The sequence below is a fragment of the Paenibacillus nanensis genome (assembly GCF_003583765.1).
GTDB classification, from domain to species: domain Bacteria; phylum Bacillota; class Bacilli; order Paenibacillales; family Paenibacillaceae; genus Pristimantibacillus; species Pristimantibacillus nanensis.
Genome location: NZ_QXQA01000008.1, coordinates 77,603 through 92,271 on the forward strand (window position 1 = coordinate 77,603; position 14,669 = coordinate 92,271).

The 14,669-nt window shown below is 53.5% G+C and carries 9 protein-coding genes; 6 read left to right on the forward strand and 3 right to left on the reverse strand.

The window, feature by feature from the left end; translation table 11 throughout:
* The first annotated feature begins 89 nt into the window (after positions 1–89).
* Together D3P08_RS13915 and D3P08_RS13920 are read left to right on the forward strand one after the other, a co-directional pair.
* Entirely contained in the window at positions 90–548 is a 459-nt protein-coding gene (locus D3P08_RS13915) for a hypothetical protein (RefSeq protein WP_119600305.1), read from the forward strand.
* Complete coding sequence (locus D3P08_RS13920) at positions 545–859, forward strand: hypothetical protein (protein ID WP_119600306.1); 315 nt, start codon at positions 545–547, stop codon at positions 857–859. Before D3P08_RS13915 ends, D3P08_RS13920 begins: the two co-directional genes overlap by 4 nt.
* A 36-nt stretch (positions 860–895) precedes the next feature.
* On the opposite strand, the gene D3P08_RS13925 is transcribed toward D3P08_RS13920, so the two are convergent.
* Positions 896–3,046: a YhgE/Pip domain-containing protein gene (locus D3P08_RS13925; protein ID WP_119600307.1), complete on the reverse strand. Its 2,151-nt coding sequence runs from the start codon at positions 3,044–3,046 to the stop codon at positions 896–898.
* A 307-nt stretch (positions 3,047–3,353) separates the two neighbouring features.
* On the opposite strand from D3P08_RS13925, the gene D3P08_RS13930 reads away from it, so the two are divergent.
* Positions 3,354–4,058 (forward strand): ABC transporter ATP-binding protein, encoded by a 705-nt coding sequence (locus D3P08_RS13930; protein WP_119600308.1) that lies wholly within the window; start codon positions 3,354–3,356, stop codon positions 4,056–4,058.
* Positions 4,059–6,389: an ABC transporter permease gene (locus tag D3P08_RS13935; protein ID WP_119600309.1), complete on the forward strand. Its 2,331-nt coding sequence runs from the start codon at positions 4,059–4,061 to the stop codon at positions 6,387–6,389.
* Positions 6,390–6,532: 143 nt separating this feature from the next.
* On the opposite strand, the gene D3P08_RS13940 is transcribed toward D3P08_RS13935, so the two are convergent.
* Both D3P08_RS13940 and D3P08_RS13945 read right to left on the reverse strand, forming a co-directional pair.
* Complete coding sequence (locus D3P08_RS13940) at positions 6,533–7,624, reverse strand: response regulator (RefSeq protein ID WP_119600310.1); 1,092 nt, start codon at positions 7,622–7,624, stop codon at positions 6,533–6,535.
* Positions 7,621–10,653, reverse strand: a complete 3,033-nt coding sequence (locus D3P08_RS13945; protein ID WP_119600311.1) for an ATP-binding protein — start codon at positions 10,651–10,653, stop codon at positions 7,621–7,623. The genes D3P08_RS13940 and D3P08_RS13945 overlap by 4 nt, the downstream gene beginning before the upstream one ends.
* A gap of 203 nt (positions 10,654–10,856) precedes the next feature.
* Here D3P08_RS13945 and D3P08_RS13950 point away from each other — a divergent pair, with 203 nt between their 5' ends.
* Entirely contained in the window at positions 10,857–12,236 is a 1,380-nt protein-coding gene (locus tag D3P08_RS13950; protein WP_162848480.1) for a dockerin type I domain-containing protein, read from the forward strand.
* 23 nt (positions 12,237–12,259) lie between these two features.
* The gene (locus tag D3P08_RS13955; RefSeq protein WP_119600313.1) at positions 12,260–14,626 is read left to right on the forward strand and encodes an S-layer homology domain-containing protein; all 2,367 of its coding nucleotides are present in this window, start codon (positions 12,260–12,262) and stop codon (positions 14,624–14,626) included.
* Positions 14,627–14,669: the final 43 nt, after the last annotated feature.

Genomic DNA, 14,669 nt, shown 5'->3' on the forward strand with positions numbered 1-14,669 from the left:
TTCCTAGCCAGCTGAAGAAACCGTCACGAAACGCTTTTGCTGTTTGATAGTATAGAGAGGAGAAGAAAAAACGTGCTGGGGGAGAAATGATGAATCACGCAAGAAATATCGTAATTTTCTTATGGTTGGCTTTAATCGCGTCATTTGTAAGAAACATCGGATTATCGGACGGATTTTTCGCGATCTTCAATTCGGTGTTTCTCCTTTTTATTGGCTTCGTGCTCCTGGGCGTAACGGTCCTGTATTTCGCGCTTCGCAAATGGCTTAGGGCAAAAACCGCGGCCGAGCCTTCGCGGAATTTCTTGAAGTTTCGAAAGGTGTTGAGATGTATACCCGTCATTCCTGCAATCCTGCTGTTTGTTTTTAACTATTATAAGGAATACGGGGATTACGTGAAGATGTACCGGGACATGAGCCCTACTCGGGCTGAGCATTTTATGGACGCACTGGGGGGCACGTTGGATTTGACGTTTGTTATTTACGCTGCATTCGAGCTGCTCCTGTTCGCATTACTCTGGCAGAAGCGTAAGGGGCAAGCGGCGGCATGACCATATTGGAGGGTATACTTGCGTACGTGTCGCTGCACATTCTTATGGCCGTCATCATGGCGTTTTTTCCGGGAGACGAAGGGATGAGAAGCAAAACGGGCATCTCCTCCTTCACCCCAAGGCCTGCGACCATAGGAGATTATTTTTTTAACGGGTTGGTCCTTCTGCTCTCCGGCGGCGGTCTTGCGATGGAGCGCATCAATAAAAAAATCGAAAAGAAACGCTGGTGGCAGCGGATCGGGATTCGAAGCGCGGTCATCCTCAGCGCCATCTTACTCGCGGCTGTGGCAGGCGCGCTTGGTTCCAGCTGACAACGGCAGACCAATCCGCGATTGGTCTGCTGCCAGCTAGTGAATCAGATTGCTTTCCCGCGCTTTTTGGACGAAACGAGCGGACAGGCGGTTAATCGCGTTTTTTAAAGCCAGTCCGATCACCAGCGCGGCTGCGGCAAAAGCGGCGATTGCCAGCAAATCTCTCCGGACCGTATCCCAGACGATGCCGCCTACCGCTTCCCTCATCATGCTTATGGCATAAGTGAACGGCAGGAAAGGATGAATCGCCTGAAAAAAGGCGGGGGTCACTTCAATGGGGAAGGTGCCGCCGGAGCCGGCCAATTGCAGCACCAACAGGACGATCGCCATCGCCTTGCCGACGTTTCCAAATACAGAAACTAGCGTATAGACGATCAGCATAAACACCGTGCTGAGCAGCAAACCGAACACGATAAACCACGGCTTGTCCACGACATAAGTTTTTAACAGCCAGATGTCCCCTAATGTAACAAAGAGCGACTGCAGAAGAGCGATCGTAAGAAAGCTCAAATACCGGCCGAAATAGATCTGATAGCCGCGAAACTGGTGACCGGGGTCATGGATTTCGACGGATAAAAGAGATACGAGCAGCAGCGCGCCAACCCATAAGGAAAGCGTTGTAAAAAAGGGCGACATGGCTGAACCGTAATTGGGAATGGGAAACAGAACATTCTCTTCTAAAATGACCGGATTTGCAAAAAAATCGCTCAACAAGACGTTGTTGTTTTTCAGCAAATCGATAAGCTCTTCCAAGCTCCCCGCCTTTTCGAGCTCCCGTATGCGGTCCGCCAGCTTTCTTACCTTGTCCTCAGCCTCAGGCAGCGCCTGCTTCAATCCGGCAACCTTCTGTTCCCCGGCCTCCAAGACCTTGCCGGCATGGGCAACGATTCGCTCAACGTCGGGGATGCTTTCGTTCGCATCCGACAATAAGGTTTGGGTCTTCGCGACGGTTTGCTGCACGCGATCGAACGCTTGTCGGATCCGCGGCGCGGTCTCGTCGTCATAGCGGTCAAGCATGCTTCCGACTGCGCTTGAGGACTCGCGCGCCAGCTGGTTTAATCGATTGACGAGCTCGCTGGCAGGCTGCGCACCTTGGTCGATGGCGTCAACGATTTGAGTCACTAAAGCTTGCTGCTGCGCGATGCGGTTATCGATTTGCTGCAATTTTTCCGTTACGGGAAGAAGCAGGCCGCCTCCGGCTAATTGGTTGACCCGTTCGAATAAGGAAAGCAGCATACCGGTTGTATCGGAGGCGGCGGTCAAACGCTGCGAGAGTCGGGCCAGCGTTGCTCTCGTCTGCGCCGGATCCGGGCTTTCGTTCAGCAGAATGTCCGTTAACGACGCAGTGGCGTCCGCCGTCTGCCGCAGCAGGCCGAGATGCAGCTTAATGGCCGGTTCGGCTTCATCCAGCACCGCTGAGCTGCGGTCAAGAAACTGCCCCATACGGCTCGAGAAATCCGCCCCTTCCTGCGCAAGCTCAGCCACGATCGGCAGATCCGTCTGCACCTTGCGTATCAGCTCATTTACGGCGCGCGTATCCCGGTCCATCACGTCTACGGCGTGATTCAGCTCGGGTATGAACGCTTCCAGCTTAAAGACGGCATTGCGGATTTGCAGAATGTCCGGCAGGTTCTCCTCGAGTCCGATTCCGAGCTCGTTAAATATCCGGAAAATGACGTCGGATGCCGTCTTGTTGAACTGTTGATCGACCTCATGGAGAATGCCGCTCGCGCCTTGGGCTGTTATTTTCGGGGCTATCGCGTTAATCTTCTCATTCACAGTGTATACCAGCACGGCCTTCTGGGGATTGTCCGAGAGAACAGTGGCAATACGAGCGGAAAAATCCTCCTGAATCGTAATGCTGGCGTAATATTTCCCCCTCGTTACCCCTCTTAGAGCTTGCTCCTCGTCCGTGAAAACCCAACCGATTGCATGATTTTGTTTCAGCGAAGCGATGATTTCGTTCCCGACGTTAAGCGGGGTTCCGCGCAGCGTCGCGCCTTTATCCTTATTGACGACCGCGACCTTCAGGCCGCCCGTGTGTCCGTACGGATCCCAGGATGCTTCAATGTTAAACCAGGCATACAGGGAGGGCAGCACGGCAAGCCCAAGAATAATGACAAGGGCAGCCCAGTTTCTGATCATACCGCGAATATCCTCAGCATAAATGATTCCGATTTTTTTCATCCCTGATTCTCCCTGGTCTGTCATATTCCACTTAGTTTGTTCAAGCGCGCCGAAGTCATGCGCGCATTGAGGATATCAGGGTTTATGCGTTTATTCACGGCCTCGTGGAATGGAACGCGGCTCAGCATTCCGAGCCCGCCATTTGCATGCGCGGAGGGCTGCCTTTTCTCCTGAAATCAGCCTTCAGACCAATGCCGGATTAGTCTGCAGAAGGTTACTCCCCACTTCAAGGCTTCGTATAATCAAATCAGCCATAACTGTAAAATTAAGAAAATTTTGAAATGGACAGGAAGAGGAGAGGGATGAAGTGAGGACATTAATCGATTTCAAAAAAGTAACGAAACAATACCAAATAGGCGAAGTCCCGATTAAGGCGCTGGATGGCGTGGACTTTTCCATATCGGAGGGGGAATTCGTCGTTATTTTGGGAGCGAGCGGCGCGGGGAAAAGCACGATCTTGAATATACTTGGCGGCATGGATACGGCGACTTCCGGACAAGTCGTTGTCGGGAATCAGGAGCTTACCCGTCTGAACGAGAAGCAATTAACCGAATACCGCGGGGAGAAAGTAGGCTTTGTGTTTCAATTCTATAACTTAATTCCGAACTTAACCGCGCTTGAGAACGTTGAATTCGCCACGGAGGTATGTAAAAACCATCTGGACGCCAAAGACATTTTAAATAAGGTCGGGCTGACGAACCGGGTCAAAAACTTCCCTTCCCAGCTCTCCGGCGGAGAGCAGCAGCGCGTTGCCATCGCTAGAGCGGTCGCCAAAAACCCTTTACTGCTGCTATGCGATGAACCGACCGGAGCTTTGGATTATGTCACAGGCAAAGCCGTCTTAAAGCTTCTTCAAGATTTGAATAGGGATACGAGGAAATGCGTCGTTCTCGTCACGCATAATTCCGCCATTGCTCCGATGGCTGACAAAGTGATTAAGGTGAAAAGCGGCAGAATCGAAAGCGTGACGTTGAATGCGGAGAAACAAAGCGTTGAAGGGATTGAATGGTAGATGACATTATGGCTGAAGCTAGTAAGGGATATGAAGCAGTCGATAGGGCAATTTATAGCCTTTGTGCTCATTATCGCGGTAGGGGCATTTTTTTATGCGGGGTTAGTTACGTACAGCAATACGCTAAGCGGGTACAGCGAGGATTATTTCGAAAAGCATAATTTAAGCGATCTATCGGTTTATTACGAGCGGATTTCTCAGCAGGACGCGGCTCGTCTCAGCGAGATTGAAGGCATTGCAAAAATAGAAGGCCGTTATACCGTCGATGCTGTTCAGACGTTTGAAGACGGCAAAGCCGCTTTGAAGCTGCATTCCATTCCCGCGCAAAATGAAATCAATACGCCGGCTCTGACCGAGGGCAGGCTCCCTTCAGGCAGGGGCGAAATTCTAGTCGACTCCCACTACGCCAAAGAGCATCAGCTCGGCGCCGGCGATCCAATCCGCGTCAGTGCGGGAGATAAAAGCTTGACGTTCACGATTAGCGGGCTGGGCGAAAATGCGGAATATGCCAAAAAGAACGACACACAGGACCATAAAAGCTACGGCGTAGCCTACGTGGCCGAAGCGGCCATACCCGAGATCGCGGGCGGCTTTTTCTATAATGAAGTTCTGGTAGATGCAAAGGATGGCTATGACCCTGACCAAATAGGCGAATCCATCGCCGTAAAGTCTGAGCAGGAGCAGCTCCCCTATGTGGGCCAGCTAAGCAAGGAACGTTCTTTCAGCTACTCCAAAATTAACGAAACGATTTACAATAATGGATTGATGAGCCGTGTCATCCCTTTTGTTCTGTTTGTCATTGAAGCTGTTATTCTATACCTGGCTATGTCCAGAATCTTGGATGCGCAAAGAAAGCAAGTCGGGATCATGAAAGCATTGGGCGTTAAAAACAGCTCCATCATGCTTCACTACATGGGTTATCCTGTGCTGGCAAGCTTAGCCGGCTCCATCTTGGGCTGCGTCATCGCCGATCTTGTCTTTATTCCTTTCGTAACGGAGTCGAGCGCAAGGGCCTATTCGCTGCCTGGCATCACGTTCTCCCTTTCTTACCTCTCGATTATTCCGCCTTTCCTGTTCTCCAGCGTTTTCGGCATGCTATCCTGCTACTTGAGCGGCAGAGCCCTGCTGAAGGAGCGCGCGGCTCAGGCGATGCGCCCCAAACCGCCGAAAAAGATGAAAAAGCTGCTCATCGAAAGAGTCCCGGGCATTTGGAGACCGATCCCTTACCGGTATAAGCTTATTTTGAAAAATATTTTATTAAATAAGAAAAAGGCTTTGGCAAGCTCCATTGGCGTCATTGTAAGTACGGTATTATTGGTGACGGCTCTGGGCACGCAGACGTCCTTGCTTAAGGTTGCGGGTCAAGCGGAAGAGGTTTATCACTACGATCTGAGAGCCGATTATAAGGCGGGAGCATCGGCCGATCTCACCAACCTGCCTTCCGGTATCGCACAGAGCTACCCGTTATCCGCTTATCCTGTCGAATTCGTTAAGGCAGATGAAACGGAGAAGGCAACGCTGATCGTTACGGAAACCGATAACGAACTCATTCATTTTTTTGACGAGCAGGAGAACCGCATATCGTTAGAAGACAGCGGCGTGCTGGTGCCGAAGTCTTACGCGGATAAGTACAACATTGCGGAAGGGGATGTCGTCACCCTCAGATTCACGGACGCCAAGCATGAGCATAAAACGGCCGAGATGAAGGTGCTAGACATCTCCACGCAATATGCGAATCCGTCCTTTTATTGCACGCCGGCTTATTTAAAGAGCTTTGGCATTGAGGTCCAGCCGACCTCGCTATTAGTTGCCGCAGGCCATTCCGCGGCTATTGAGGAGGCACGCGCGTTCTTCGAGCAGGATGAACGGGTCCAAGCCGTAACGGACAAGAGCGATCTTGAAAGGTCGGCGCAATATATCGTGCAGCAGAACAGCTTTGTTTTTATCATGTTTATCGTGTGCGCCGTCATCCTCTCGTTCGGAGCCATCTACACGATCTCATCGATCAACATTTATGAAAGGAGCCGCGAGCTTGCCACGCTTAAGGTGTTAGGCTATCAAAAGCACAAAATAAACAAGCTGATCTTTTTAGAAAACATCATCCTGACCACATTTGCGGTGATCATTGCATTGCCGGTGAGCGGCTATTTCTTCGACATCATTATTGCGGCTTTATCCAGCTCCCACCAGCAAATACCGGATCAAATCCATATCACGACCCTAGCGGCGGCTGTCATCTTTGCGTTTGTCCTTACTCTGGTATCCAACGTGCTTCTGAGGGGTAAAGTAACCCGCATTAATATGATCGAATCGTTAAAAAGCATAGAGTAGCAGGATCTTTAGAATCGTTGAGTTGGCTGATGCAGGCTGGTCCGCCAAGGAGGCTCCGGCGCCTCATGCGGACCATGCCGCCTGCCGGTTCATTGCGCCACGACGCGTGGAGACAACTGTGCCGTACGGTCAAATGCTCGCCGTTACAGCTTGTCCACGCCGAGCTCCTGCATCAGCTGCCGTTTTCTCTTCTCCAGGATGTTCACGCCGGCCGCATCTCCCGTTTCCTGCAAATGTTCAAGCAGCGCCTCCGCCGTCCCGGTCCGGTACGGATCAAGCTCCAGCAGCTTCCACAGCAGCTTTGTCCTGTTGTGTCCCTGGGCGGTGTCCGACATGCGCTTCAGATAAAATAAATAGTCCGAACGGAGCTCGTTGCGATGCCCATCCGCCCATTGGTAATATTCCATCTCCAGCAAATCCCCGCGATAAAGCGCCAGCGCCTCGTCCGCCGCCGACTTGTCCGTATGCCGCATGATCTCCCTCAGCCGTTCGATGTCGCTATCGATTCGTCCGGTCTGCATCCAGTATCGGCCATTTTCGAACATGACCATATCTGGAAAACCCTCCGCCTTCAACATGCTCCTTAAGTTATATAAGGTTGTATGAAATAACGCCTGCGCCCGGTCGAGTTCAATTTCCGGCCATAGCCGGTCAATGATTTGAAACCGGGTGAAGGGTGCGTCATGGAAGCACCATAAGCAAGCAAACAGCTCTTTGGTCTTCTGCGTACGCCAAGTGACAGCTTTCCCTTCACGATCATACAATTCAAGGCTTCCCATGACGTGAAGGCGCAAATTTCTTTTCCTTGCGGCAGTTGGTCTGTACCCATTGTTTTCGAGCGGCGCCGGCTCCTTCAGCCGTATGGCTTCTCTCGCCCGCAGCGTCTTGTAACGGGCAAGCGTGTTGGCGAGCTGTTCTCCCGTCACCGGCTTAAGCAAATAACCGATCGCATTCGATTCGAATGCTTCCACCGCATATTGATGGTAAGCGGTAACGTAGACTAGATCCGCGCTTGGGCATTGCTCGAAGAGCTGTTTTCCGGCATCAAGCCCGTTCATCCCCGGCATCTCGATATCGAGGAAGATAATATCCGGCTTCAGCTCCGCCGCCTGCGCGATCGCCTCCGATACCCTCTGGTACTTGCCGGCAATCGTAACGTCCCCTATTTGCTCCAGCAAAATTTCCATTACGTCAAGCGCGATTTCTTCATCGTCAATCAACAATGCTCGTATCATGGTTCGCTCCCTTCCGGCAACTGGATGATGACGGCCGTTCCTTCTCCTGCCCTGCTGCTGACATGCAGCCTTCGTCCGTAGAGCGCCTGCAGACGCCGATTGACATTATGGAATCCGACTCCCCTGCCTTGCTCGCCGTCCAATGTCTTCAGAGCTGTCTCGCTCATGCCGACACCGTCGTCCTCCACCCGAATAATAACCTCGTTCACGCTGCGGTTAATGCGAATGGTGACGCGCCCGCCGTCCGGCTTAGGACCGATACCGTGGCGCACGGCATTTTCCACAATCGGCTGCAGCGTCAATGGCGGAAGCTTGCAGGAAGCCGCCGCCGCGTCGATATGGTAGACAACCTCAAGCCGGCTTCCGAACCGCAGCTGCTCGATGGCAAGATAAGCTCGCACGAGCTCAAGCTCCTTCTCGAGCTGAACTTGCTCCCCCTCGAACACAAAGGTGAATTTATGGCGCAGATAGGTCGTCAGGTTATGAATGGTCTCCCGTAGCTTGTCGCCGTCCTTATAGCTCAGACCCATCAGGGCGTTCAGGCTGTTGTACAAAAAATGAGGCATAATCTGAGCCTGCAAAAAATCCAGCTCCCTGCGAACCGCATGGTCAGAGGAACTTTTCATGGCTAATAGGGACTGCATGCGAGCGTTCAGCTCGGCAAGCTCGAACGGCTTCTGCACGATGTCGTTGGCTCCCGCCTCGAAGGAGGCGAGCACGTCTTTCGCCTGCCCGGACGCCGTAAGCATAAGCACAGGCAGCTCGGCCAATCCGAGCCGCGAACGGACCTCTCTGCATACTTCCAGCCCCGACACGCCGGGCATCATCAAGTCGAGCATGACCAGATCCGGCTTGCGTTCCGACAGCAGGCTGGACAACGCTTCTTCGCCGCTGCCGACGGCTGTGTAAGAATAGCCTGCGGCGCGCACGGCATCGATGAGCACCTTCAGATTCGCGGGTTCATCGTCCACAATCAGAATGTGCTGGGTTCCCTGCACCCGTTCCTCGCTTCGTTCAAAATAATCGGTACTCTCCGGCGGAGCTTCCGCAGCCGCCGCCGACTCGGCAAAGCCAGGCGCGATAGGCAGCATGAAGGCGAATTGCGACCCTTCGCCGGGCTTCGAGCGCACCTCAAGCTCCGTCCCGTGCAGCTCCGCCAGTTCCTTCGCAATCGTCAGGCCCAATCCCAGGCCGCCTTGTATGCCGCTGCTTGCGTCCAGCTGCTCGAATGGCCGGAGCAGCCGGGGAAGCTGGTCTTCCGGAATGCCGGGCCCGGTATCCGCAATGACTACCCTCAGCCGGTTGTCATGCTGCTCGGCAGAGACGGTTACCATGCCAAGAGGAGTAAATTTTAGGCCGTTTTCTATGAGGTTATGCAAGATTTGACGCAGCCGGTCTTCATCCGCCAGCACAAGCGGCAGTCCGTCAGGCAGCGCATCGGCGAGCCGCACCTCCTTCTTGGCAGCAGACAGAGACAGCGTCTCCATCACGAACCGCACGGTGCTGCGCAAATCCACGGGCTTGCGATGCAGGTTAAGCTGACCGTGCCGAATCCGGTTCATGTCCAAAATATCATGCACGAGGCCGACCAGCCTTCTGCCCATCAAATGGAGCAAATAAATGTTCTCCCGATGCTCGGCGGGAAGCGGCGACAGCTTGTCGTCCAAGAGCGACTGCGATAGATTGACAATGCCGTGCAGCGGAGTTCGGAGCTCATGCGACGTCTTGGCGAGAAACTCGTCCTTCTGCTTGTCGTAAGCGATCAGCTGTCCGGCCAACGCTTCGCTTTTCCGGTGAGCCTCCCTGATGCGGTCCGACATTAGAAACGCCTGGGAGAATACAAGCAGCAGCGGGGTCGCAATCATGTAGTACGGATTGTCGAGCGCAAATTGATACCGAAGATGCGCAAACAGCCAGCTGGTCGTTAGAAAAAATACCCCAATCAGCATATAGTAGGTGGCCATGCGTCCTTTGCTGCGGCTCATAAAAATAGCATGGAGGATGACTGCAAAGGTGACGGCATACAACAGTACCCCTCCGGGATTCAGCAGCCTGACAAACCAATAATTCGGCAATACCCAGATGAGCGCCATAGCTGCATACATAATGCGGCGAAGCCACCGGAAGATCAGATTGTCGCGCATTTCCAGATAGGAGTAGACGTAATGGGTAAAGAACAGAAACGTCGCAATCGGAAGAAAAAACAGCAGTTTTTGCAGGAATGGAAACGTCAAGGAAGGCACGATTCCCGCGGCGATAATCTCGTTGTCGATGCTGTAAAACAATCCTGCGGCAAGACAGAAGAAGCTGAAAAATTTCAAATAGGGCTCCTTGTCCCATTGCCGGAACATGGCGCCGAAATATAAACTGAATGTCAGCAAAATCGTGACGAGTATCGTGTCCGCCAGGCGGTCATGGTCCCGCCGCTTCAGGACATCTCCCATGAAGCCGAACTCCGGCGTCTGTACAAGTCCGCCCTCCAAATAGTTGAAGCTTGCAACCTGAATGATAATCTCGACGGGGCCCCCCTCCGCCCCGGCGGCTCCGAGCACGGGCAGATTGCTGGATATGAATGGCTCCTCCGTCACCGCCGGCCTGCCGCTTCCGCCGACCTCCACTCCGTTCATGAATACGCGATTGGACATCCGGATTTTTTTCGCTCTAATGCCGTATAGGTTATCTTCGGCAACCTCGACAATCAGGCGATAGGTCCCTGCGCCGAAGCCGTTTCCCGCCTCGGTATGTATAACATTTTTCCAGCCTTCGGGAACTTGCAAATACCGAGGCGCTGCCGCAGTATCCTGTTTCCGGAAATCCCGGGGCTCGAGCAGCACCCCCTCGTAGAACTCCCACTCGCCTTGCAGCGGAATAATGCCTTGTGAAGCGAAGTCCCACTCCCTTGCGTCCAGGACGCCGCGAGCCGCAACCGGATATTGGGAAAGCGGCCTCAGCCATTGATATAAATTAATGCAGGTCATTGCAGCATACAAAACAATCATTCCCGCCAAAATCCAACGCTGTCTCTTCATCCCTCACATCCTAGCACGCGTTCAATCGAAACGTTTTCTTTCATTTTAGCGCCATGGACCTGTACCATCAACGACACCATCCCTCTTAAATCCCATTATTTCGACATTTTTTTGGATTGTTCAATATTTGTTGAGAGATAAGGAGCTATACTTTTGAAGGAATTGCCCTTCAATTTTATAAGCAAGGAGAGCTGATGAAGATAATGAACACAAGAAAAAGGTTTATGGCGGCAGTCGCCACCGCCTCCTTATTGGGCGGGTCATGGGTCTCGCTATCCCCCGCATCTGCCGAACCGGGGCCGGGACTGCTGGGCGATGTAAACGGGGATGCCGCCGTAACGCTTGCGGACGCAGTCGTGATTCATAAACACTTGGCGGAATCGGGAGCGCCGCTAAGCAGCTACATGCAGCATTTCGCGGATGTAAACGGGGACGGCGTGATAACAGTGGAAGACGCGCGGCTGATTAAAAGCTATTACTTGGGGAAGACAGAGACGTTTGCGTTTACGCATCGGGGTCTTACACCTTTAAGCAACGCTGTCGACACAGGCAGCACATACACGATCGACTTCCCGGTATTGGTAAACGCACAAGCGGATAAAAAGATCCGGGTGCTGGATGCGGGCGGCGCCGAAGTCGAAAGCTTTCCTGCGACCGATTCGAGGGTGAAGGTGAGCGGCGCACGGGTGACGCTTACGCTGGACGGGCTTGCGGCAGAAACGACGTACCAGGTTGTCATTGACCGAGGGGCCTTTGTTGATGCGCAGGGCAACGCTTACGCCGGCATTCTCGCTGCCAATCCGTGGAGGTTTACAACTGCTCCCGCCGAGGAGCCGGTTCATGATTCGAACATCTACGTTGCGCCGGTCGCCACGAGCGGCGACGGTACGGAAGACAGTCCTTTCGGTACGATGCAAGAGGCGCTGGATGCTGTGGCGGAGAACGGCACCATTCATGTGAAGGCAGGCACATACTTCGTTGCACAAACCCTTGTTATGGATAAGGCGGGAGTAAAGCTGCAGGGGGTACCGAATGCAAATGGCGCGGCGCCATACATCATGTTTAGCGCGAATACTCCGTCAGAGGCTATTAGCCTGGAGGCCGACAATTTGACCCTTGAAAGTATTTACGTAGTGAGCATGCACAAAATGGCGAGTCCCTTGGTTGTGGTGAAAGGGGATAACGCAGTCATTACCGACACGATAATGGGCGGACCTTTGCAGAGCGGACCAAGATCGACTTGGATCAATAACAGCGGCATTATCGTAGCCGATCATGCCAAGAACGTGTGGATAAAAAACAATATCTTTATTTTGCTGCATCGAGGCGTGCAGGCATTGACTGACACGACCGGATTAATGGAAAACAACATCATATCCGATACGGCAGCCGGTGTCTATATTGATGGATCCACCATTACCATTACGAACAACAAATGGGATAGCGTGAACAAAGGAAATGACGTGGACATTATACTCGGGGAGGCGACTACAGTCGGTCCGCCGTATGCCTCCGTCACTGAGCTCAGTCAAGCCAACCATAACGCCAATATCTCAGATCTGCGGTCTCCTATTCCATCATAAAATTTAGAGAGGATGTAGCAGCGTTGCGACAGCATTCATCATTAAAGAGAAGACGGGTAACGCGGACTCAAATTTATATTAAGCGAATCTGCTTGTTTATGGCCATTGTGCTTGGCCTGACAGGCTGGGTGCAGCCGCCGGTCTCGGCCGCCAGCGCGGGCGTTACGGTAACGTTGGGAACAGCCTCCGGAGCGGCCGGAACGACCGTCCAGGTTCCCGTATCCATATCGAATCTCGACGGTTCGATTCATGCCTACGGCGTGCGAATTCAATATCCGCATCCTTCGCTTGAGCTTGTCGATATCGAAGGCGACCTGCGGGCGTTGACGCAGGACGACTGGCATGATGAACAAGCCGCCGGCGAGCTCGCCGTCGCTTGGGTCGATGAGTCGCTCACGGCCCCGATTGCAGAAAACGGCACATTATTCACGGTGACCTTCCGCATTAAAGAAAATACGCCTGCCGGTCCATTGAGCATTCAAGTCGATGACGAGTCCGACAGTCTCGAATTTGTTGATGCGGATATTGGGAATATCTATGCTGAGGCGCCCGGGGGAGGGACTGTTCTGGTCACAGCGGAGCCCGATGTATCCATCCGTCTGGCCGATGTGCAAGGCGGCCCCGGCCAAACAGTGAAGGTGCCGGTTGCATTCGCTGCACCGTTACAGGCGATTTCCGCTTACGGTATAGAGATTGCCTATCCAACCGAGATTGTTGAAGTTGTCGGTGTTGAAAGCGGTGCGACTACCGTCTCGGCGGAGAATTGGCATGTTTCGGCTGAGGACGGAACGCTGCGGGTCGCTTGGGTCGACGAGTCGCTGTCCGCGCCGATCGAACAATCGGGCCATTTGTTTACCATCGTGTTCCGAATGAAGCAGGATGCGGCTTTAGGCTCTAGGCCGCTGACCGTATCGACCGATCATTCTCTGCAATTTGTCAATGCCGCTGCGGAGGAACTGCTTGTCCAAGTGCTGCAACAAGGCACAATTGAAGTGACAGCGCTGCAGCCGCCTGTCGTACCGAGCCCGGGTGGCGGCGGCCAAGATCGGACGGTTGATGTGAAGCTCGGCGCAAGTCAGGGCGAAGCGGTAGCCAGCGTGCCGATCAAACGAAGCGTCTCGGCGAAGGGCGAACAGATCGATTCGGTTCAAGTGGACAGCGGCAAGGCCGAACAATTTGTCAGCCTGGCCCGAGAGAACAACCAGCAAATCGTGCGCATTGTCGTGACCGATCTGCCCGGCAGCCCGGCCGATGAGCAGCGCATTGAGATACCTGGGGCTTCAGTAGATACGCTAGCTGAGGGCGATATTCAACTGACGATTCAGACGCCGGATGTTGAAATCTCGCTTTCGAAGGAGTCTCTCCGCTCGATGACAGCCGAAGGCAAGGATTTATATTTCCGCGTTGTGCCGATTAACGATGAAGAGGCGCGGAACGAAGCGGCTGAGCATGCGCTGCAAGCGGACGTCGTGCTTGCCGCCGCGGACGGCGGACCGGTTGTTCTGCTCGGCAAACCGATGACGATCGAAACGAATTATTCCGGCTTCAAGACGAAGCTGGTCTTCCCGCTTACCGGCCTTGAATTGCCGGATAATCCCGTTGAAATCGAACGGCTGCTGACAGGCCTAGCGGTGTATATTGAGCACAGCGACGGCGAGAAGAAGCTGCAGCGGGGTACGGTTCAGTTCGACGCGGAAGGCCTTCCAGTCGGCATTGAAATCGAGATCGATAAGTTCAGCACGTTCTCGGTTATCCATGCCAAGCAGCTGGAGGCAACCGAATTCCATGCGTACATGAACGGATACCCGGATGAAACCTTCCGTCCGGATAAGGGGCTGACTCGCGCGGAATTGGCCGCTGTTCTAAGCCGGGTCGTAAAGGATAATAATGTGGCTGCGAGCGAAACAGCGTATACCGACGTTCCGGGCAATCATTGGGCATATGACGCAATTGCGGCTGCAGGGACGACGGGGCTCATGCAGGGCGATGAACAAAGCTTCCGCCCGGATGCTTATGTCACCCGCGGGGAGCTTGCGGCCGTCGTGTCCCGAATGCTGTCTCTTTCGCTGGCAGCTGAACCGGACAACAGTCCAGCCTGGGCGGATGTCCGAGGACACTGGGCGGCATCCTACATTGCAGCGGCGGAGCAATCCGGTTTGCTCGAAGGCTACGGCGACGGCACCTTCCGGCCTGAGCATATGGTAACAAGGGCCGAGTTGGCCGCCATGTTTAATCGGGCTTTGGGTCGTCCCGCATTTGCCGCGGAACAGCCGGCTTGGACGGACGTATCCACCAGGCACTGGGCATATACTGCCATAGAGTCCGCGACTCATGCGTTACGTGTTGTGCCGATCGGAAACGGCGGACAGACTATTGAAATTATCGAATAACCGTATTTCATAAGAGCAAGAGCGAAGCGGACTCTCTTCAAGG